Source organism: Psychrobacter sp. Ps3, assembly GCF_022129275.1.
Taxonomy (GTDB): domain Bacteria; phylum Pseudomonadota; class Gammaproteobacteria; order Pseudomonadales; family Moraxellaceae; genus Psychrobacter; species Psychrobacter submarinus.
The window spans coordinates 1-20,432 of the sequence record NZ_JADQAL010000023.1 but is presented as its reverse complement, the minus strand read 5'-3'; the positions used below and the strand labels follow the sequence as shown (position 1 = coordinate 20,432).

Below are 20,432 nucleotides of genomic sequence, written 5' to 3'. Positions count from 1 at the left end.
ATTAGTACCAATACTTAGTACAAACGACTTACTACTAAGCACTCCGATACTAGATTAAACATGTAGCGCGTGGCCGCAACGATCACAGTATTCAGCCCCTATCGCATGACCAAATTTACCACAGTTTGGACAAGTAATAGGGTTGAGCTGAGGGCGCATATTACGAGCCAGCTCAGCGGTAAAAATACCCGTAGGCACGGCAATAATCGCATAACCGGTGATCATCACCATCGATGCAATCGCTTGCCCGATCGGTGTCTTCGGCGACATATCGCCATAACCGGTAGTCGTTACCGTTACTACTGCCCAATAGATGGAAAGCGGAATACTGGTAAAGCCATTTTCTGGGCCCTCCACCACGTATACCACCGAGCCAAAGATGGTCACGAGCAGCACTAAGGATAAAAAGAAGACGGTAATCTTTTGCTGACTGGTCTTCAAGGCTGAGGCCAAAAAGCCCGCTTGCTGCATGTAAGCTTTGAGCTTGAGCACCCGAAATACGCGCAGAATCCGCAAAATACGGATCACTAATAGATACTGCACGCCCACAAACAGTAAGCTTAGATAGCTTGGAAGTACCGACAGTAAGTCAACAATACCAAAAAAGCTAAAGACATATCGAAAGCGGTTTGGCGCTGAAAATAAGCGCAGCAAATACTCAATGGTAAATAAAATCGTAAAAAACCATTCGGCGTAAAAAAACAAAGTGCCATATTGCAAACGCATATAAAGCACACTATCGAGCATCACCACAGCGACACTGGTCAAAATGGCAATCAGTAACACGATATCAAAAAGCTTACCCAGACGCGTATCTGTGCCCTCAATGATGACATGGATACGATTACGCATATGAGTAATAGCTTCAGCGGTTGGTTGCTTCATAGAGTTTAGGGCTTAAGTCGGAAGGTGATTCTGATAAATAGGCTTAGTCGCCAAAGAGGAGTTTTGTCAAAATAGCTATAAGTGGTTTATAATACTGCTCATTCACTCAGGCTAATTTGCTTACTAACCCACAGTCAGGTTGTCACAGTGTAGCAAAAAATAGCTTTTAACAATATACAAATCGCACACTTAGACATCAGCCGTTTAGGTAAACTTTAAGGATGTAATATGGCAGGTCATTCCAAATGGTCAAACATTAAACACAAAAAAGCTCGTCAGGATGCGATAAAAGGTAAGATATTTACTAAAGTCATTCGTGAGATTGTGTCAGCTGCCAAGCAAGGCGATCCTGACCCTGATAAAAACCCGCGTCTTCGAGCCGCTGTAGAAAAAGCGCTGTCTGTCAATATGACCCGCGATACTATCAATCGCGCGGTGGATCGCGGCACCGGCGGCGGTGACAACGAAAACATGGAAGAAGTCAGTTATGAAGGCTACGGTGTTGGCGGCGTAGCAGTATTAGTTGAGACTATGACTGATAACCTCAACCGCACAGTCAGCGAAGTCCGTCATGCTTTTACTAAGTTTGATGGTAACTTGGGCACGAGCGGTTCTGTCGCTTATCTGTTTACCAAACGCGGCGAGATTCGCTTCGATGATGTCAGCCTTGAAGACGATGTGCTACTGACTGCACTTGATGCTGGCGCGCTCGATGTCGAGAACGATGGCGAGTCGTTGCTTGTTACAACTGAATGGGAAAGCTTCGGTCAAGTCAAAGATGCGCTTAATCAAGCAGGCTTAGTCTCTGATAGTGCTGAGGTCACTATGGCCCCTGCAACTAGTGCCGAGATCGATAATGTAGATGACGCTGAAAAAGTGATGAAAATGCTCGATATGCTAGAAGATATCGATGATGTACAAGAGGTTTATAGCAATGTCCATATCTCAGATGAGGTTATGGCGCAGCTGGAGTCAGAGTAACTAAGTGCATCATGACTCAATTTGATTAAACTCTAATATTTATAAAAGCTAAACGTGTACAACGTTTAGCTTTTATTTTTATATAAAACTAGGGCGTGTTGAACATTCAAATATTAGGACTGCTGATAGATAAAATCGCACCAAACTAGGCGTAAACCGACGATAATGTCGAGGCCTTAGCTAGGTTTACAACACCGTTTGGGGTGATTTTAGCATCAGCCCTTTGGGGCGGGGCTCTTTTTTGCCAATACATGGTGAAATTGTCTATCATAGAATGACTAGGCTTCGAAAATTTCACTGCGTATTGCCTGGAAAATAGCCACCGCCAGTGCCACATTTGAATGTTCATCACGCCCTAAGCGTAATTTTACCTCTTGCACTTCACGCCTTCGAGCGCTAGCAGATACTGTTTTTTGTCTAGGCCGCCCGTATAACCGCCAAGTTTGCCATCGCTAGCTATGACTCGGTGACAAGGAATAACGAGACTAAAAGGATTGTTGCTGTTGGCATTGGCGACCGCGCGAAACGCTTTGGGGTTGCCGATGCGGCGCGCTAAAGTAGCATAGCTTATGGTTTCGCCGTGCTTAATTTCTTGCAGCGCTTGCCAGACTTGTTGCTGAAACGTAGTCCCTAGTGATAAGTCAAGCGGCAAATCAAAAACCCTCCTTTCTTCTAACGCATACTCCCGAATTTGAATAATAGCGTCAATCAATACCGCTTGTGCCGGCTCGTCTGTGCTTAGGCTATTTTTTTCAATAAACTTAAAGTCGCTATCTGCCAATTGATAGTGCTTTTTGAGCTTGGCAAATGATTTTGCGTCCGTCCACCATTGATCCTGCGACAGCCAGCTGACTTGCACAAGCTTCGGCTCGTCTTTATCAGCTGAGCTGCCCTCACTTTGAATCACCATCAAGACGAGCCTATAGGTTTGTAATTTGGTCGTGGTAACTAGTATCATTATCTCTTGTCCTCAAAGACCTATGCAAATACACTAAGCATCAGCTGCTACTCTTTATCATCCGTCTCAAAGAGCGCCGCGACAAATTGTTTAGGACTAAAGGCGCGCAAGTCATCAATAGACTCGCCAACGCCAATATAGCGAATAGGAACATCGGTAGTTTCAGCGATATTGAAGACTACCCCGCCTTTGGCAGTACCATCAAGCTTAGTCACTGTAATACCAGTCAGCGGTACTGCTTCATTAAATAGCTTAACTTGATTAATCGCGTTTTGGCCAGTACCAGCATCGAGGACAATCATACCTTCGTGCGGCGCTGTTTCATCCGCCTTACGCATGACCCGTACGACTTTTTCAAGCTCGCTCATCAGATGGGTTTTATTTTGCAAGCGCCCAGCAGTATCAGCAATCAGTACATCGATGTTTTTTGCCTTAGCCGATTGCATCGCATCAAAGATAACCGAGGCACTATCTGAGCCATGACCTTGAGCCACGACAGGGATATTATTACGCTCACCCCAAATCTGTAGCTGCTCAGTCGCGGCCGCTCTGAATGTATCTCCAGCGGCAAGCATTACTGATTTACCCTCGCCTTGCAGGCGTTTGGCAAGCTTACCTATAGTCGTGGTTTTACCCACGCCATTGACGCCAACCATCAAAATCACAAAGGGCTTTTTACTAGTATCAATCATCAGCGGCGCAACTTTTGGCGTCAAAATATCGACCAGCTCGTTTTGTAGCGCTTTATAAAGAGAATGCGCATAAATCAGATCGCCACGAGCGGTCTGCTCAGTTAAGCTCTTGATAATACGATTAGTCGCATTCACCCCGATATCTGCAACGAGCAGCTGATCTTCCACTTCCTCTAGCAGCTCATCGTCAATCTCTTTGCCACCGATCAGAATACTGACCATCCCCTCAGCTAGATTTTTGCGCGATTTACTCAGACCTGACTTCATCCGGTTGAACCAACTGCCTTTTTTACCGCCTTTAGGCTCAGTGGTTTGTAGATCGTCTTGCGCTGTCGCCTTTGTGCTTGGTTCTAAATGAGCGCCCTCTTTGCTAGCGTTTGTAGCTTCTCCTAACTGTGCTTGTAAGGGCATTTTTGGTACGTCAACCTTAGAGACATCAAACTCAGCTGAGTCATTATTGATATCAGTCTTGTCATCACTAGCTGCTACGTCTGTGGACTGGTTTGGCGTTTCGCTGTCTGCTTCCGGCGACACAATAGGGGATCCTAACGCTATATTACCCACTTGCGTAGCGTTGGCAGCTTTATCTGATGCGGTTTCCGTAGCCTCTGTAGGCTCAATAGAAGTTGTGTTCGCAGACTTCGCCTCATCAACAATATCGACCGATTGCACCGGCAAACTAGGTAAGGTAATATCATCGTCATCTAAATTATCTAGATCACCATCTAGATTGATAACCACGCGATTGGGATTGTCAGCATTATTCATAAACTTGCCCTAAAATTGATCAAAGTATTATTTGGGATCTGTTTAATAGACCCTAGTTTTAATGAGTTACCGTGTTATAAGAAACGTTATAAGAAGCTGTTATAAGAAACGTATAAGAAGCATAGATGCATATACCTTAGTTTAGCATAATTCGGTGCAGCCTCATTAATGCTAGTTGTCTAAGCTTATAAAAATAAGCTTATAAAAACACAGCTACCAAATTCTAATGAGATACCAATTAGATATGTTACTAGCTATACACTTAATAAATAAAGAGCTATGCAAGCTTCGCTTAAGATTTAGACACAAAACTCCGACCTCAGTTTAAATAAGATTGGCCTATCCTTAGCCATCGATTTGTTTAGTGCCATTATGATCAAGTAGGATCAGACTTTTATTACTAGGCTTTTATTACTCGATTTTTACTATCAGGAACGCTCATGTCATCTACCCTATCCACTCATAACATTAATAAAAAACCTCAGCCCAAAACGACTGTTTCTAAGACAGTTCTGACAGGTGCTCTAGCTGTAGCCATCGCGGCATCCGCTTTGGTAACGAGTGGTTGTCACACTACGCAAGGTCTTAAACCTACCGCAAGCGTCATGGTTGGCGGGCATAAATCCCTCTAATTGCGTAGCACTTTAATGGATATAGCCCTATTTATCGTTTTTAACATTTGAGAATATTATGCTTGTGAAGCGTTACCATTATTCATCCAAACCGTCTCGTTTATTACGGCGAACTGCGGGCATGCTAAGCTTGATAGCTACGCTCGCTGCCTGTCAGACTACAACAGTGACTGCAACTCCAGCAGCGCAGACCGCTACTTCACCAAACGTGGCTAGCGAGACGGCGAATAGCGCATCTGATTTACAAATGGATCTCTCAGGTCGTCATGAGTATCTGTTAGATAATGGTCTTAAAGTCATTATCAAAGAAGATCACCGTGCTCCTGTCGCTATGACCCAGATCTGGTACCGTGTCGGCTCGACAGATGAGCCCGTGGATAAAGGCGGTATCTCGCATTTACTTGAACATATGATGTTCAAAGGCACCGCTGACGTTTCAAGCGATGATTATGAGCGTCTAATCGCTAAGTTTGGCGGCTCAAACAATGCCTTTACTAGCTACGATTACACTGGCTACTACGAGCTGTTTCCGGTCAATCGCTTGCCGCTCGCATTAGAGCTTGAAGCCGATCGCATGACAAATTTGTTGTTCAATGAAGAGGAGTTTGCCAAAGAGCATCAAGTGGTCATGGAGGAGCGCCGCCAACGCACCGATGATAACCCGCTAGCCAAAGCTTATGAGTCGTTTCGTCTGCTCGCCCTACCTGATAGCCCTAAAGGCGAGTCGGTAATTGGGCCTATGGATGAGCTTGAATCTATCACCCTAGGCGAGCTCAAAGACTGGTATCAGGCTTGGTATGCGCCTAATAATGCTACGTTAGTCATCGTAGGAGATGTGCAGCCTGAAGCGGTATTGTCACAAGTCAAACGTTACTTTGGTGAGCTTAAACCAAGCACGCTGCCTGAGCGTCCATCCGTTCGTCAACAAGGCTTTCGCGGCTATCAAAAGGTCGACTCAGAGCAAGCGGTAAAAGTGCCAGTACTGCTGATGGGCTTTAATGTGCCAAGCTTACTGACCGTAGGCTTAGGTCACGAAAACCAAGCCTATGCTTTATCGTTAGCACAAGATGTCCTCGATGGCGGACTCTCAGCCAGACTTGAGAGCCGGCTCATTCGGGAGCAGAACTTACTGACTAGCGTCGGTACTTCTTATGATTTGTTTGATCGCGGCGATGGACTGTTTCTCATCCAAGCCACGCCGCGTGAAGGCGTCAGCTTAGAGCAAGCGCAGCAAGCTATTAGTAATGAGATCGATAAGCTCATGCGCGATCCTATCGAGGCGGACGAGATTGCTCGGGCAAAAACCAATACCGTGACCGGTCTCGTCTACGCGCAAGACAGCATGGCAGGACAAGCGCGTATGATTGGCTCGCTACAGACCATCGGTATTGATGATCGAATAATCGCCAACCTACCAGCTAAGCTCGATGAAGTCTCTGTGGCTGACATTCAGGCTGCCAGTCAAAAGTATCTCGTCGAAGACAATTTGACCGTTATGCACATTGTGCCGCCTAACAGCACGGCTAACACCAGTACTGATAATGCGGTCAACAAGCATCGCTAATGAGCACACTGCTACTCAAATGCCTACTACAAATAAGAAAGAGCTATGAATAAAAAACCGTCATTGGTCACTAAGTCAACTACCAAAAAGGCTACGCCAAGCGCCTTACTCACCACTTTAACCAGTAGCCTCCTGTTAGGACTAGCTGCGCTCTCTAATACTGCTCTTGCCGATACTGATATTGCTGAAGACTATAAAGGTTCAGCTGCAAATGTTGATAGCCGTGCGCCTATTGCCGCCCTGTCAAAACTCACAAGCCTTGATAACGTTGCTCCTTTGAAAATGACTGTTCCTGATATTGAGCATTTCACGACTGTCTCCGGCGTGCCCGTCTCTTTTGTCCGTACTACTGCCCTCCCTATCGTCGATATCGATTTGCGTTTCAACGCCGGTAGCGCCCGTGATGGCAGTATTCGCAAGCAAGGTTTTGGTATCGCTAACATGACCGCCACTATGCTCACGCAGGGCACTGAGACCAGAGATGAAGATGACTTCACTCGCGCGGTGGAGACTCTAGGTATTACGCTAAATAGTAGCGCTTATAAGGATATGTTTATCGTCTCGCTCAGAAGTTTGTCTGATGATGAGCATCTGCTCCCCGCTATCGACTTGATGACCCAGATGCTCACTGATCCGACTTTTGATGAACAAATACTGGCCCGCAATAAAGCCAGACTCCTAGTCGGTCTGCAGCAACAAAAACAAGATCCAGGTAGCCTTGCCAGTCTCGCTTTTAACAAAGCGCTCTATGGCACGCACCCTTATGCTCACCCCTCCTCTGGTACACTTGAGACGGTGCCGACTCTGAACCAAAAAGACTTGCAAGACTTTCAGAACCGCTATTTGGTCGCAAATAACGCTTCTCTTGCGATGACAGGTCATTTGACGTTAGCGCAAGCGAAGCGGCTGGCAAATGACATCACCAATAACTTGCCAAGAGGCAAAACGGCGCCGATTTTACCTGAGCCTAAGCCATTAACGCAGTCACAAAACATTCATATTGACTTCCCCAGCACTCAGACCACTGTGTTAATGGGGCAACTGGGTACTAAGCGTGCCACTGACCCTATTGCCCAGCAGCAGCAAACCAACTTTGCGGTGGGTAATGATGTGTTAGCAGGCGGAAATTTTAATGCGCGATTAATGACTGAGATTCGCCAAAACTTGGGCTACACTTATGGTATCTCAGGCGCTATGAACCCAATGCTTGCGCGCGGTCCCTATCAGATTGGCTTCTCAACGCGCAACGATAAAGCGCGCGCGGCTATCGATGCCAGCTTAGGCGTGATTAACGATACTTTAGAGGAAGGAATTACGAAAGATGAGATGCGCCTAACCACTGATAATCTAAAGAATAGCTTTCCTATGAGCTTCGCCAGTAATGCAGGCATCAACGGCTTGCTTGGTATGATGAATTTTTATCACTTACCTGACAGCTATCTGAAGGATTATGTGAGCCGTATTGATAGCGTCAAGCTCGCTGAAGTCAACGAAACGTTACGCAGCACATTAGATACTAATAAGTTTTTGATTGTGACTGTGGGAGCGGATGACCCTTGGCAGGATAAAGGCGATAGCGCTAAAGAGTAAGCGGTGATAAAAAAGACGGGTAAAAAACTCATTCTAGTAGCGCGTTTAAATCGATAATTCGTTTACCTTAAACGCGCTGTACTAATTTTTTATTAACAAGACAGCTTATTCTGTAATGTCTATTGTCACATCATAACTAAAGTGCTCAGGCTTGTAGCCTGCGCCATCATAAGACAGGCGTATCACGTGCTTGTCGTAAGACAGCACTTCGTAGTCGCCATTAGCAAAGTTGTAAATCTTTGGGGTAACCAATAACGCTTCTATCTGATCGTTATTAAGACTGACCGCTATGTGTTCGCCTACTTTAGGATATAAGAAGTAATCACAGCTGTTATTTACCATAACCTCAGCTTTGCGTTCGATTACAGTATTATCTACCTCTTTTTGAACGAGCTTTGGGCATAGATCCGGTTTTTTAGCAGCAACACGGGCGTATGAGTTCACAATTTTATCTTCGATATCAGACTGGACTTGCTCTCTTACTACAGCTGGCTCATCTGCTATAGGCGAATTCGCCTTATCAGAAGTACAAGCAGAGATAAAGAGAAATCCTGTACTGACTGTTAGAGCCAAAAAGCTTGAGTATTTTTTAGTGAGCCCTACCGGATTACTCTGAGCTAAATAGCGGTTCGCTACTCGAGGCAATTGTTTATCTGACACTGTTATACCCTTTGCTTTTTAAGCGCTTCAACCTTAAAATAAAATATTTTATAGTAAGCTCTGATATTTGATAGTACTACCCAATGACAGCAGAGGAATAACTTATCCTCTCTGCAAAAACATGCTAAGCATTAAAACATACTATAGGCTTTTATTAAACATTATTAAATGACCTATAGGTCTAAAGGGTAAACAATTATTCAGAATGGTTTACTAGTAACGGCAAGAAGAGCTACTACTGGTGTTACCAAAGCCCCATTTGCGGTAACCTTGCGAGTCTAAATGTACCGCTCCTGTCGAATACAATCCTAAACCAAAGTCCATAGCTTGACCTTGATATTGCCAAAACTGACATAAGCTATCTTGCATACGGCTCAGCTGCCACAGATTTCCGTCATATTCAGGCACCCAAACATCTATCGCGCCCGCCGTCATGTGCTTGCTATTTCTGGCACCGCCTGCACAGGAGTTGAGGCTGGGACTGCGATAGGCAGAACGAATCTCGGTACTAGCAGGCAGCACGCCTTGGTTTTTTAGCTGACTATATAAGCTTAGCGTCGGTACCATATTTGACCAAAGCTCCCGCGGCGGCAACTGAAAAGGCTCATAACCACAGCGATCCCAACTGCGAGCGGTAGTCAGTAACTGCTCCATCGGAGGTACGTTTCGTGTCCCTAACTGTGAGCTGAGATAACGCTGATAGTCAGCGACTTGCTGCGCGCGGAAGCGATTACTGTTTAACCAAGTATTGAAGTCCGCACTCCTATCACCATAGTAGTTGTCGTGGTTGTTATTCGGACTGCCGTACTGAGTATTATAAGCTGTGTTATAAGAGGTGTTATAACGCGGTGAGCGGCTAGGCGTGATAACCCGCTGATTCTCTTCGATAGAGAGCTTGGCATCGAAATTGTACTGCCGGTTTTTTTGGGCAATCAGTCCTTGCATACTGTCGCCTCTGATGACACTGGTATTGGCAGGGGAGATGTAAACCTGACCAGTAGTCGTACTACTGCCCTGACGTACTTGAATACGGCGCTCGCTACTATCATTTAAGATAGCAGCATTCGTATAGATACTAGTCGTGCACGCCAGCGTTAATAACGTCAGCTTGCTAAGCGCTGCCATATTTTTTGTGTTTATCATATGCAATTATTACCACTAGATATTTATCGAATTTATTAAGACACAGCGCCTATCGCTAGATGATCAAGTCAATATCGCTTGCAAGCACTCACAAAGAGTATTGAGTCTATAGCTGTAGTATAATCTATGGATACTATCAAATTTTAAGTAAGCAGGCTAAAATATCGTCTATCATAATAAGCAATAGCTTCGCTTTTAACATTTATTATCATAATCTTTATAATCACGTGACTTTTTATAATCATTTACAATCATGTGTTTTTGCGCCCTCTTTATAGTTTAGCGTTATCCGTAACGTCTCATTGACCTTCTCTCTTTAGTATCGACTCTATCTATGTCCTCTAATTTGCAATATCGTTTTTCACGTCAAAGCCATCACCTCGGCCAGCGTCATGAGCCTAACATTTGGCAGCGCATCCACATTGATCCTTGGCTCACCTTACTGCTGCTAGCGTTGTGCTGTATCGGCCTGACGATTTTATATAGCGCATCGACTCAGAACGTAAGTATGGTCATGCGTCAAATGGTCAGTTACGTGGTAGCCTTTGCCGTGATGTTTACTATGGCGCAGATACCGCCAACTATATACCGTAGCTTTACACCTATATTTTATGTATTAGGGCTGTTTTTATTAGTACTAGTCGAGCTCATTGGCGAGGTGCGTATGGGGGCGCAGCGCTGGATCAACTTACCAGGCTTTGGTAGCGTACAACCTTCTGAATTTATGAAGCTTGGCATGCCGATGATGTGCGCTTGGTTTCTCTCTAGACGTGAGCTACCGCCATCGTGGACGAGCATCGTCGGTACACTAGCGCTTATTATGATCCCTGTTCTATTAATCGCCAAAGAGCCTGATTTGGGGACGTCGCTGTTGGTCGCAGCTAGTGGTATTTTTGTGTTATTTTTGGCGGGTCTATCATGGTGGATGATCGCTGGCGCTGTCGCACTATCAATACCGCTTGTGACCTTTGCTTGGTATTTTTTATTACATGATTATCAGCGCACGCGAGTTTTGACTTTGCTTAATCCAGACGCAGATGCTCAAGGCGCGGGCTGGAATATTATACAGTCGAAGACCGCTATTGGCTCTGGTGGTATAACAGGTAAAGGCTACTTAGACGGCACGCAATCGCACCTGCATTTTTTGCCTGAGGGTCATACAGATTTTATTATCGCGGCATTCTCAGAAGAGTTTGGCTTAGTCGGCGTCATGTTATTGATGTTTATTTATGCCTGTTTATTAAGCCGTGCTCTATTCATCGCTTTTACTCATCCAGACAATTACAGTCGGCTCTTGGCAGGGGCTATCGCCATGTCATTCTTCGTCTATATATTTGTCAATGTAGGCATGGTCGGCGGTATCCTGCCTGTAGTTGGTGTTCCGCTACCCTTTATCAGCTATGGGGGTACGGCAATTGTCACTTTGATGGCAGGCTTCGGTTTGCTAATGTCTATCCATACGCATAGAGCCGCCTAGCGCTTTTTATTCAACGTCTTAGTTAACGTCTTAGTTATAGTTACAGTGCTTTAATAGCTTTATTTTTATGTCCCTTGTCCTTATATAGACGCTAGATATAAACTAGCTGAGAACAGAGTAACTTTATAAAAAGGTTGCTTTAATTAGCTAAACTTAACTAGAGATGTAATTTGTATAACATTGCAAGGTTTTTTACTTGTCATTACGGTTCAATTACGATAACCTGTTTAAATCGTAATATGGTACATAACTTATACAGAGCTGCTAAGCAAATTTTCATAAGTATATAGTAAAGCCATAACTTGCAAGTATAGTCCGACATTGATTATTTTATTTGTTATTGAATTGTTTATATAAAGATAAACTTACCCTAATTTAAAAATAATGGCTTTTATCTGCTAGTACTAGCATACATAGCAGTATCACTCTAAACAGCCAGCGCGATTAAAGCCGGTCCACGGTCTACTGGTAATCGGCATAAGTTATTATGATTTAATATTTCTGCGCTCAAGTTTTAGAGTACAAGTCAAAGAGGTATATATGAATAAGCGTCTATCTGGTTTACTGACAATGTCAGTGGTTCTATTTACTGGTTCTGCTGTTATCTCTAATGCTCAAGCAGCAGAGACGAGTCCTGCGCTGTCTGCAATATCTCAAGATAACGCCTCCCATATTGATCGCGTATTAGGTGAGTTAACTCGCCAGCACGATGGTGCATCAAGCCTAGTCAAATCAGCCCGCAAGCCAACTTCACTGGCATTAAACAGCCCGTTACTAGCTGCCGACAGCTCGCAGGCGAGTAATGACGAAGATGTGCTAGAGCGTTTGACCGCTGTGGCTTCCAATTCTGTAGGCAAATTTAAGCAAACGGGTCTGGCATCATGGTACGGTCGTAAGTTTCATGGTCGTAAAACAGCCAGCGGTGAAACCTTCGATATGAACGCCCTAACCGCTGCTCACCGCTCACTACCACTGAACTGCTATGTAAAGGTGACCAACAAAAACAATGGTAAAAGTGTGGTAGTAAAAGTCAATGATCGTGGTCCTTTCCATGGTAAGCGAGTTTTAGACTTATCTTACGGTGCAGCTAAGCAGTTGGGCATCACCAGTAAAGGCGTCGGTAACGTCTCAATCGAACGCGTTGCTGGCCCCTAATCTTGATTAGCTGTTATTATTGCAGCGGATAGCTTTATTAAGCTAAAAAGAGCGCCTAGTTTAACGAACTAGGCGCTCTTTTTGTTGCGCACAATAAACGGACACAGCGATTAATAGCTAAAAGTCTATCTCAAAGGCCCTTTCAATAGCATCGTCAAGACGCTCTACAGCGATGACATTGATGCCCTTAAACTGAGCTGAGTTGGCAGCGGGTGCATTGGACTTAGGAATGATGGCATGCTTAAAGCCATGCTTCATCGCTTCTTTTAGGCGCTCTTGTCCGTTCGGCACAGGACGTATCTCACCGGACAACCCAACCTCACCGAATACCGCTAATGACGAAGGTAGCGGTTTCTCCTTTATACTAGAGGCACAAGCGAGCAGCACTGCTAGATCAGAGCCGGTCTCAATCACCTTTACGCCGCCCACGACGTTGACGTAGACATCTTGCCCACTCGTATGGATACCGCCATGCCGGTGCATCACCGCAAGCAGCATAGACATTCTTTGATAATCAAGCCCTAGTGCCATACGCCTTGACTGCCCTTGTGAGTCATCAACTAAGGCTTGCACCTCTACTAATAGTGGCCGTGTACCCTCTCGGCTCACCATGACCACCGACCCTGCCACGGGCTTATCATAACGGCTTAAAAATATCGCTGATGGGTTAGCGACTTCCTTGAGCCCCATATCCGTCATACCAAAAATGCCTAACTCATTCACCGCACCAAAACGGTTTTTGACGGCGCGAATCATGCGAAAGCGCGAGTCAGACTGACCCTCGAAATACAGTACCGTATCCACCATGTGCTCAAGCACTCTAGGGCCTGCTAAGGTACCTTCCTTGGTCACATGACCCACTAAAAACAGCGCAGTCCCCGTCTGTTTAGCATAGCGAGTCAAGATCGCCGCTGACTCACGAATTTGACTGACGCCGCCGGGAGCTGAATTGATAGCATCAGTATAGATCGTCTGAATAGAGTCAATAATGGCAATCGCGGGCTGCTCTTGAGTCAACGCGGCGCAAATGGTCTCTACATTAGTCTCAGCCAAGACTCGCAGTCTGTCTGCTGGCAAGTCTAAACGTTTGGCGCGCATAGCAACTTGCGCTAATGACTCCTCGCCGGTGACATATAGCGCGCTACCCGCTAATGAGTCCGCTCTCGCCATATTGGTCGCTGTCTGTAGCAAGATAGTGGATTTGCCGATACCAGGGTCGCCGCCGATAAGCACAACCGAGCCTGCCACTAAGCCGCCGCCTAATACGCGGTCGAACTCACTGATGCCAGTTGGCAGACGGGTATCTAAAGTGACGCTCACTGCATTTAGCGGCATCACTGCGCTATGCGTTCCCGAATAGTTCCCTGCAGGGGCGCTGCTAGCACGCGGCGTAGTACGGCTGGATGCCGACTTAGCTGAGCTTTTATTATGATGCGGCATACTAACATCTGGCGCTTCGACTAAGGTATTCCATTCGCCGCAGTCGCTACACTGCCCCGCCCACTTACCAAAGTGAGCACCACAATTTTGGCAGACGTAGCTGCTTTTATTTTTTGCCATAGTATATGCACCTTAAGTGAATTATGAGCTCAAACGAATATAAGCTTAAAAGTCTAGGAATAAAAAAAGATATAGTGTATTAAATAAGGAGGTAGTAAAAATAAAGGATAGAAGATGATAGCCAAGACCACTTGGCTACCTAATTGACGTCGTTTAATAAACGATTAAAATAAAGTCGTCATAAAAGAAAGATATGACAAATAAAATACTAGTTCATCAACAGGAATAAACTTTAAGCCTGAAAGTCTTTACCCAAATAGACGGACTTAACCAACTCGTTCTCTAGCACCTCACGAGAAGTGCCCTCAGCGATGATAGCGCCTTCTGAGACAATATACGCCTTTTCGCAAATCGCTAGCGTCTCACGAACATTATGGTCAGTAATCAGCACGCCAATACCGCGATTTTTTAAGGTGAGTATCACCTCTTTGATATCACCCACGGATATAGGATCAACGCCAGCGAACGGCTCATCTAATAGCACAAACTTTGGATCTGCAGCCAAAGCTCGAGCAATCTCGCAGCGGCGACGCTCGCCCCCTGAGACGCTCATGCCCAAAGAGCTACGGACATGCTCTAGATGGAACTCAGCGATCAGTTTTTCAAGCTCTTGGCGCTGCTCATTTGCAGACAGCTCGCTGCGCGTTTGCAAAATAGCCAGTATATTATCTTCGATAGACAGCTTACGAAAGATAGAAGCCTCTTGCGGCAGATAGCCTATCCCTGCCCGCGCCCGCTCATGCATGGCATATTTAGATAGATCCATTTTTCCTAGGCTAACGCGGCCTTTATCCATATTGACGAGACCAACTACCATATAAAAACTAGTGGTCTTACCCGCGCCATTTGGACCTAACAGGCCAACCACTTGTCCTTGTTCAACAGAGAACGACACGTCTTTAACGACCCAGCGCTTACCGTAGCGCTTGCCTAAGTTCTGCATCGATAAGCGCAGGGGTACTGGCGCTGCAGGGCTCACTGCTGATGAGGTGCTGCTCTCATTATTGTTTATCATAACTTACTCATGCTCTATTTGAGTCTTATACACTTTAGCGCTTATCTAGACGCGTCAATTTAAAACGATAATTAGGCTACCGGCGTAAAATAATGCGCTACTTGTCTTAGGTAGTGGTTATTTTAGTAGTGGCTGTTTTAATAATGGCTGTAAACTAGCGTATGCCCGTCTGATTGGTATTATTATTAGGAGGGAAGATCAATTCTACGCGCTGATTACCGCTCGCTGTCGCCTCGACATCCCCTGCTTTGAGACTATAACGAATCACATTACCTGCAAAGCTTGCACCGTTTTGCGTTAATTTTGCATTGCCGGTCAAAGTCATGATGCCAGTGGCCGCATTATAGTCAATCTTATTAGCGCGGCCTTTTGCTAAGCCTTTTTCGGCGGTCACCACTTGCTGCATCGTCGCCGGTCGACCGGTTGCCACAGCTGATTGGATGCTGCGCTGCTCTGAGAGATTGACCGTAATATTATCCGCTGTTAATTTGAGCGTGCCTTGGGTAATAACCACTGTTCCTGAATAGCTCGTTACGCCAGTACTCTCGCTATACGTGGCACGATCGGCAAGCAGCTTGATAGGCTGATTGGCATCAGAAGGTAGCGCATGGCTATAGATAGGCAGAGCTAGCAGCATAACTACTGGAAGGGCGCTTATATGAGATGCTGCTGATAGCTTGGGCGCTAGCGCACGAACTATAGGCAAAAGACTTGATTTCATGTTTGTATACTCTTTTTATGATAGGTATGAAAAGCAGCAGTAGTCGTGATTATTCAATAACGGTTTTATACTTTGAACATTTTATACTTTAAAATTTTTATAATGAAAGGTAGTTTATAGTTAACAACTTACAGTTCACAACTCATAGTTAAAGCGCTTTAAAATTAAATATACTGAGTTAAAAAAGTGCCTTATCCTGACGCTCAGCAGGAGTAAACATTACGGCCACTTGCTCAAACTCATACTCGCCCGTTTCTAAATTGGCTGTCATGCTAGCCGCTTCAAAACGATTAGCGCCTTGGATGACTTGTACGGGCTGCTCACTATAAACTTGCTTTGATTGGGTATTACCTTTTAATGCTTCACCTGTCACGGTTATAGGCGCTATTTTCTCACCATTGTCGGTGGTTTTTTGCTGATCTTGGCTAGCTAAACTAAAGCCGCCGTACAGGTGCAGGTCACCGGTTTCTTGATTGACCGTTGCTGTTCCTGACTCAATACGGTACAGCTGCTTAGCTGATGGCTCCCAGTTCATAGTAATACCGGACATTATGTCCTGATTAGTATTAGGATCATGCCTGAGCGATTCAGCGTTGAGCTCATACTCTGTTTCGCCTTGCTCATTAGTCTGCACCGCCTTTATATCAGTAGCTTCGTAGTCCACTTCTGAGGGACCCACACTCACTGTCGGCGTTACTTCTGCTTGCTGCTGAAAAAACCATCCTGCGATACCAGCGATGATTAGGGCCAAGATGATTAAGACACGAGTATTCACTATAATTTATCCTACTGATGACTCTGCACTGTGGGGAGCACTACCCTCTAAGGTATAGCCTGCAATGTACGCTTCGTAATGCCCGTGACCTTTCAAAATAAGGTCACATATCTCACGCACCGCACCGTAACCGCCCGCGCGTGTAGTGACCATATCACTGCGATTGATAACTTCAGAGTGGGCATTAGGTACTGTGGCCGCAAACCCGACTGTTTGCATCGCCTTTATGTCTGGCAAGTCATCCCCCATGTAGGCGCAGTCTGCTGTAGTGATATCAGCAGCTTTATCCACCATAGTCATCAGCTCTTTTAGCGCCACAACTTTATCATCTCGGCCTTGCACCACATAATCGATACCTATCTCTTTGGCGCGTTTGTCTACCATAGGACTACGACGACCGGTGATAATCGCGGTCAAAATACCATAACGTGCTAATGCCTTGATACCTACGCCATCTTGTACCGAAAAAGCTTTGGTTTCAACCCCGTTTGCATCATAAATAATCTGCCCATTGGACAAAATACCATCGACATCTAACACTAGCATTTTAACTTTACCGGCTTTTTCGATTAAATCTTGCATAGGCTACCTCTTATTATTAGTTTTTATCTATCATTTATGCTCAGTAAGAAGGGGTTATTTTACCCCAGCTTGCAATAAGTCATGAACGGTAATAATAGCATCTAGATGACCTTGTTCATCCATTACCAATAGCTGACTGATCGCATTTTCATTCATCACACTTAAGGCATCAGAGGCGCGCATGGTTTTACTGACATGACGCGGATTTGTAGTCATAATCTCGCGCATCGGCGTGGCCAAATCGATGCCTTTTTCAAGTACTCGGCGTAAGTCGCCATCGGTAAACACCCCAACTACTTTATCCTCGTCGTCGACGACTACCGTCATACCTAAACGACCATTAGTCATGGTAAACAGCGCTTCGTTGAGAGCCGCCTGCTGATTGACTAAAGGCAGGTTTTCACTACTGGTGTGCATCAGATCCTCAACCCGCGTTAATAGCTGACGCCCAAGGGCACCGGCAGGATGCGATAGAGCAAAATCCTCTGAAGTGAAGTTACGCGCATGCACTAAAGCTACTGCTAATGCATCGCCCAAAGCGAGCGTTGCGGTCGTACTCGAGGTTGGCGCTAAATTAAGCGGGCACGCCTCTTGCGACTGACCTAAGGTCAATACGACATCAGCCGCTCGAGGCAACATCCCCCGCTTGTCGCGGCTGATGCTAATGAGCGGTATGCCAAGGCGCTTGACGACAGGGAGTAGGGTTTTGATCTCATCAGACTCACCCGAGTTGGAGATGGCCAATAACACATCACCGCGCACTAGCATTCCTAGGTCGCCATGTCCGGCCTCTCCTGGATGCATAAAAAATGCCGGCGTGCCCGTAGAAGCAAAGGTTGCGGCTATTTTGCGACCGATCAGTCCTGACTTACCCATGCCAGTGACCACTAAGCGTCCTTGGCATGCCAAAATAATATCGCAAGCCTGAGCAAACCGCTCGTCTATTTGCTCGGTTAGTAGCGCTAAGGCGGTTTTTTCTGTGTTGATAGCTTCAATAGCAGTCGCTATAAACTGCTCATGAGTGAGATGACTGTTACCGCTATTCATATATAACTCATTATTGATTATTTGATCGTCTATTTTACTATATTATCGACAACTTTAGTAACCGCGCTCTAAATGGGCTCAATAGGATTTTAAGCAAATACAAAAAAGACCCACTGCGTGAGTAGGTCTTCATTTACTACAACAGCTTCATGAAACTATCGGCCATACCAGCTGACCGTGGAAACTTGAAAGAATAATGGCGATTAATGATTGTCGCTATCGTTAAAGTCCTCTTTTGGCGTATCATTTAGGCCGGTATTCTCGCCTGGGTTTTCAAAGCCGCGATCCTGACCAAAGCCCGTTCGATCAGAGCTTGCTCCAAAGCCGCTACGATTAGAGTCTTGACCAAAGCCGCCGCGCTCAAAACCGCGATCTTGTCCAAAACCGCTACGATTAAAGCCGCTACGATTTGCAGGGAAGCCGCGCTCTTCGTAGCCACTACTCATACCGCCCGCTTGATTACCACGGTCAAAGCCGCCGCCTTGGTAGCCACTAGCCGAGCCTGAGGATTGTGCGCTGCTACTAGAAGATGACGCTGTACTGCTACGAGGGTTTCGCGCTGGTACTACTGTCGATATGGCATGCTTATAGACCATTTGGCTAACGGTATTTTTTAATAAAACTACATATTGGTCAAAAGACTCAATCTGGCCTTGTAGCTTAATGCCATTAACTAGAAAAATGGACACTGGAATACGGTCTTTGCGCAGTGAGTTCAAAAACGGATCTTGTAGAGTCTGTCCTTTTGACATAAAAATTCTCCTAATAGTTATTATTTTATTGTAATGTACTGTGATTTTATACTAAGAAAAATCAGTCTAAATTATAACAGTTAACACCCTGCTCTATTGTCGTTTATCGTTATTTAATATAATCGTTTCTTACATATCATTTCTTGCGTAATGTTATAAAAACGATTCAATCATACTACTCTTTAGCTCATTCTATTTGTACTAATCTATTTATACAAAATAGCGATGCTATATAAATGTACTGTAGCGGCTACTCTAAATAATCTCTCACTTGCTCGATAGAAGTAAATGAGCTTATGACTATATTGTGTTGCGTATCAGTAATGCTTGTATCAATTTGTGCAGGCGCTATAGCGGACTGATTTGCTACCGCTAAGCCTTTGGACAACTTACGCAGCCAAGTGTACTGGCGCTTAGCCAGCTGTCTGGTAGCATATAATGCCTTATTTCGCATCGCTTCACAAGCGAGATGCTGCTGCTGAGACTGCATCTGTTTTGCAGAGTTATTAGACACCTTAATCTTGTCATCTGTACTATTAGCAAAAGCCTCATAAAACAGCGACTTATCTAAATGCGCGCGCTCAAAGACTGGATGGTCGATATGCACTAAATATTCAAGCACTTGACGATAGCCCACGCAGCGCATAGCAGGCATGTTTGGCGTTAGCGGATAACGCTCAAGTAAACCGATCACCTCATCCACTAAGCCTTCTTGCCACATAATATCTAAACGTTGATGAATGCGCTCATGTAACCAGGAACGCTCCGGTAGCACGGATAAGACATGCCACTGCTGGTTAGGATTATGGGCCAATGCTTGTTTGGGTTGATGTTGCCAGTCGCTTATTGGAACACTGGTTTGTTTATATACCTCGACGGCTCGCGTGATTCGCTGCGTATCAGCAGGCGCTAACCGTTGATGGCTCTGAGGATCGACGTCAGCCAAATAATCGTATAAAGCGCCAATACCTGCTGTTTGTCGCCACTGCTCGACTTGCCTGCGTACCTGCTCATCGCTATCCGGAACAGGCGACAGGCCTTCTATCAGTGCCATGTAGTACATCATCGTACCGCCCACTAACAACGGGATTTTACCTTTTGCATGACACTCATCAATCAGGCACTCAACATCGCTGACAAACTCCGCGACGCTATAGCTTTGTGTTGGATCAATAATATCGACTAAATGATGCGGATAACGCTGTAATTCTGCAGCCGTAGGTTTAGCGGTACCAATATCCATCCCACGATAAATAAGCGCAGAATCTACTGAGATAAGCTCATAACGACCACTATCATAAAGCTCATAAGCTAAGGCGGTCTTGCCACTCGCCGTTGGCGCCATTAAGCAAATGACGCTATTATCTGACATAGGATGAGGAGCGTCTGACATAAAGTTGCCTATAAAAAGAGTTTAACCATTTAGGGCGTGTTGAACATTCACAAATGCGCACTGCTGATCGCTAAAATAGTTC

General features: G+C 45.3%; 19 protein-coding genes. 6 read left to right on the top strand and 13 right to left on the bottom strand.

The genetic code is table 11. The features are described 5' to 3' along the window. Positions 1-54: 54 nt before the first annotated feature. Positions 55-885, bottom strand: a complete 831-nt coding sequence (locus I3248_RS08355; protein ID WP_238063272.1) for an ion transporter — start codon at positions 883-885, stop codon at positions 55-57. A 228-nt stretch (positions 886-1,113) separates the two neighbouring features. On the opposite strand from I3248_RS08355, the gene I3248_RS08350 reads away from it, so the two are divergent. Continuing rightward, positions 1,114-1,866, top strand: a complete 753-nt coding sequence (locus I3248_RS08350) for a YebC/PmpR family DNA-binding transcriptional regulator (RefSeq protein WP_025646584.1) — start codon at positions 1,114-1,116, stop codon at positions 1,864-1,866. Positions 1,867-2,233: 367 nt separating this feature from the next. On the opposite strand, the gene I3248_RS08345 is transcribed toward I3248_RS08350, so the two are convergent. Both I3248_RS08345 and ftsY read right to left on the bottom strand, forming a co-directional pair. Then, positions 2,234-2,821 (bottom strand): methylated-DNA--[protein]-cysteine S-methyltransferase, encoded by a 588-nt coding sequence (locus I3248_RS08345; protein ID WP_201603230.1) that lies wholly within the window; start codon positions 2,819-2,821, stop codon positions 2,234-2,236. A 50-nt stretch (positions 2,822-2,871) separates the two neighbouring features. Continuing rightward, entirely contained in the window at positions 2,872-3,783 is a 912-nt protein-coding gene (gene ftsY / locus I3248_RS08340) for a signal recognition particle-docking protein FtsY (RefSeq protein ID WP_238063290.1), read from the bottom strand. Positions 3,784-4,724: 941 nt separating this feature from the next. Between ftsY and I3248_RS08335 the strand changes: the two genes are divergently transcribed. The 3 genes from I3248_RS08335 to I3248_RS08325 all read left to right on the top strand — a co-directional run bounded on the left by I3248_RS08335 (position 4,725) and on the right by I3248_RS08325 (position 8,070). Then, positions 4,725-4,916, top strand: a complete 192-nt coding sequence (locus I3248_RS08335; RefSeq protein WP_201558280.1) for a hypothetical protein — start codon at positions 4,725-4,727, stop codon at positions 4,914-4,916. A gap of 121 nt (positions 4,917-5,037) precedes the next feature. Then, complete coding sequence (locus I3248_RS08330; protein ID WP_238063271.1) at positions 5,038-6,480, top strand: pitrilysin family protein; 1,443 nt, start codon at positions 5,038-5,040, stop codon at positions 6,478-6,480. 45 nt (positions 6,481-6,525) lie between these two features. Further along, positions 6,526-8,070, top strand: coding sequence for a pitrilysin family protein (locus I3248_RS08325; protein ID WP_238063270.1), 1,545 nt, complete (start codon positions 6,526-6,528; stop codon positions 8,068-8,070). Between the two features lie 105 nt (positions 8,071-8,175). On the opposite strand, the gene I3248_RS08320 is transcribed toward I3248_RS08325, so the two are convergent. Both I3248_RS08320 and I3248_RS08315 read right to left on the bottom strand, forming a co-directional pair. Beyond that, positions 8,176-8,730, bottom strand: a complete 555-nt coding sequence (locus tag I3248_RS08320; RefSeq protein ID WP_238063269.1) for a hypothetical protein — start codon at positions 8,728-8,730, stop codon at positions 8,176-8,178. A 213-nt stretch (positions 8,731-8,943) separates the two neighbouring features. Next, positions 8,944-9,873 (bottom strand): D-Ala-D-Ala carboxypeptidase family metallohydrolase, encoded by a 930-nt coding sequence (locus I3248_RS08315; RefSeq protein ID WP_238063268.1) that lies wholly within the window; start codon positions 9,871-9,873, stop codon positions 8,944-8,946. A 334-nt stretch (positions 9,874-10,207) separates the two neighbouring features. Between I3248_RS08315 and rodA the strand changes: the two genes are divergently transcribed. Together rodA and I3248_RS08305 are read left to right on the top strand one after the other, a co-directional pair. Then, positions 10,208-11,350, top strand: a complete 1,143-nt coding sequence (gene rodA / locus I3248_RS08310) for a rod shape-determining protein RodA (protein ID WP_025646577.1) — start codon at positions 10,208-10,210, stop codon at positions 11,348-11,350. A gap of 540 nt (positions 11,351-11,890) precedes the next feature. Beyond that, a complete protein-coding gene (locus I3248_RS08305; RefSeq protein ID WP_025646576.1) occupies positions 11,891-12,505 on the top strand; it encodes a septal ring lytic transglycosylase RlpA family protein in 615 nt (204 codons plus the stop codon). A 117-nt stretch (positions 12,506-12,622) separates the two neighbouring features. Here the strand turns inward: I3248_RS08305 and radA are convergent, their stop codons facing one another. From radA to miaA, 8 genes are all read right to left on the bottom strand, one after another. Next, positions 12,623-14,065 (bottom strand): DNA repair protein RadA, encoded by a 1,443-nt coding sequence (gene radA / locus I3248_RS08300; RefSeq protein WP_238063267.1) that lies wholly within the window; start codon positions 14,063-14,065, stop codon positions 12,623-12,625. A gap of 232 nt (positions 14,066-14,297) precedes the next feature. Next, complete coding sequence (gene lptB, locus I3248_RS08295) at positions 14,298-15,008, bottom strand: LPS export ABC transporter ATP-binding protein (RefSeq protein WP_238063289.1); 711 nt, start codon at positions 15,006-15,008, stop codon at positions 14,298-14,300. 226 nt (positions 15,009-15,234) lie between these two features. Continuing rightward, entirely contained in the window at positions 15,235-15,717 is a 483-nt protein-coding gene (lptA, locus tag I3248_RS08290) for a lipopolysaccharide transport periplasmic protein LptA (RefSeq protein WP_238063288.1), read from the bottom strand. Between the two features lie 262 nt (positions 15,718-15,979). After that, the gene (gene lptC / locus I3248_RS08285) at positions 15,980-16,576 is read right to left on the bottom strand and encodes an LPS export ABC transporter periplasmic protein LptC (RefSeq protein ID WP_238063266.1); all 597 of its coding nucleotides are present in this window, start codon (positions 16,574-16,576) and stop codon (positions 15,980-15,982) included. A 6-nt stretch (positions 16,577-16,582) separates the two neighbouring features. Next, positions 16,583-17,158: an HAD hydrolase family protein gene (locus I3248_RS08280; RefSeq protein WP_025646571.1), complete on the bottom strand. Its 576-nt coding sequence runs from the start codon at positions 17,156-17,158 to the stop codon at positions 16,583-16,585. A gap of 54 nt (positions 17,159-17,212) precedes the next feature. Continuing rightward, positions 17,213-18,205, bottom strand: coding sequence for a KpsF/GutQ family sugar-phosphate isomerase (locus tag I3248_RS08275; protein WP_238063265.1), 993 nt, complete (start codon positions 18,203-18,205; stop codon positions 17,213-17,215). A 203-nt stretch (positions 18,206-18,408) separates the two neighbouring features. Beyond that, positions 18,409-18,957, bottom strand: a complete 549-nt coding sequence (gene hfq, locus I3248_RS08270; RefSeq protein ID WP_025646569.1) for an RNA chaperone Hfq — start codon at positions 18,955-18,957, stop codon at positions 18,409-18,411. Between the two features lie 250 nt (positions 18,958-19,207). Beyond that, positions 19,208-20,350 carry a tRNA (adenosine(37)-N6)-dimethylallyltransferase MiaA gene (gene miaA, locus I3248_RS08265; RefSeq protein ID WP_238063264.1) on the bottom strand — a complete coding sequence of 381 codons (1,143 nt, stop codon included), beginning with the start codon at positions 20,348-20,350 and terminating at the stop codon, positions 19,208-19,210. Between the last annotated feature and the right edge of the window lie 82 nt (positions 20,351-20,432).

What these genes read in the sequence shown, in the direction of transcription:
- I3248_RS08355 (WP_238063272.1), bottom strand. Translation starts at nt 885, where the DNA reads ATGAAGCAACCAACCGCTGAAGCTATTACTCATATGCGTAATCGTATC.
- I3248_RS08350 (WP_025646584.1), top strand. Translation starts at nt 1,114, where the DNA reads ATGGCAGGTCATTCCAAATGGTCAAACATTAAACACAAAAAAGCTCGT.
- ftsY (WP_238063290.1), bottom strand. Translation starts at nt 3,783, where the DNA reads ATGAAGTCAGGTCTGAGTAAATCGCGCAAAAATCTAGCTGAGGGGATG.
- I3248_RS08335 (WP_201558280.1), top strand. Translation starts at nt 4,725, where the DNA reads ATGTCATCTACCCTATCCACTCATAACATTAATAAAAAACCTCAGCCC.
- I3248_RS08330 (WP_238063271.1), top strand. Translation starts at nt 5,038, where the DNA reads ATGCTAAGCTTGATAGCTACGCTCGCTGCCTGTCAGACTACAACAGTG.
- I3248_RS08325 (WP_238063270.1), top strand. Translation starts at nt 6,526, where the DNA reads ATGAATAAAAAACCGTCATTGGTCACTAAGTCAACTACCAAAAAGGCT.
- I3248_RS08315 (WP_238063268.1), bottom strand. Translation starts at nt 9,873, where the DNA reads ATGATAAACACAAAAAATATGGCAGCGCTTAGCAAGCTGACGTTATTA.
- rodA (WP_025646577.1), top strand. Translation starts at nt 10,208, where the DNA reads ATGTCCTCTAATTTGCAATATCGTTTTTCACGTCAAAGCCATCACCTC.
- I3248_RS08305 (WP_025646576.1), top strand. Translation starts at nt 11,891, where the DNA reads ATGAATAAGCGTCTATCTGGTTTACTGACAATGTCAGTGGTTCTATTT.
- radA (WP_238063267.1), bottom strand. Translation starts at nt 14,065, where the DNA reads ATGGCAAAAAATAAAAGCAGCTACGTCTGCCAAAATTGTGGTGCTCAC.
- lptB (WP_238063289.1), bottom strand. Translation starts at nt 15,008, where the DNA reads ATGCAGAACTTAGGCAAGCGCTACGGTAAGCGCTGGGTCGTTAAAGAC.
- lptA (WP_238063288.1), bottom strand. Translation starts at nt 15,717, where the DNA reads ATGCTGCTAGCTCTGCCTATCTATAGCCATGCGCTACCTTCTGATGCC.
- I3248_RS08280 (WP_025646571.1), bottom strand. Translation starts at nt 17,158, where the DNA reads ATGCAAGATTTAATCGAAAAAGCCGGTAAAGTTAAAATGCTAGTGTTA.
- I3248_RS08275 (WP_238063265.1), bottom strand. Translation starts at nt 18,205, where the DNA reads ATGAATAGCGGTAACAGTCATCTCACTCATGAGCAGTTTATAGCGACT.
- hfq (WP_025646569.1), bottom strand. Translation starts at nt 18,957, where the DNA reads ATGTCAAAAGGACAGACTCTACAAGATCCGTTTTTGAACTCACTGCGC.
- miaA (WP_238063264.1), bottom strand. Translation starts at nt 20,350, where the DNA reads ATGTCAGACGCTCCTCATCCTATGTCAGATAATAGCGTCATTTGCTTA.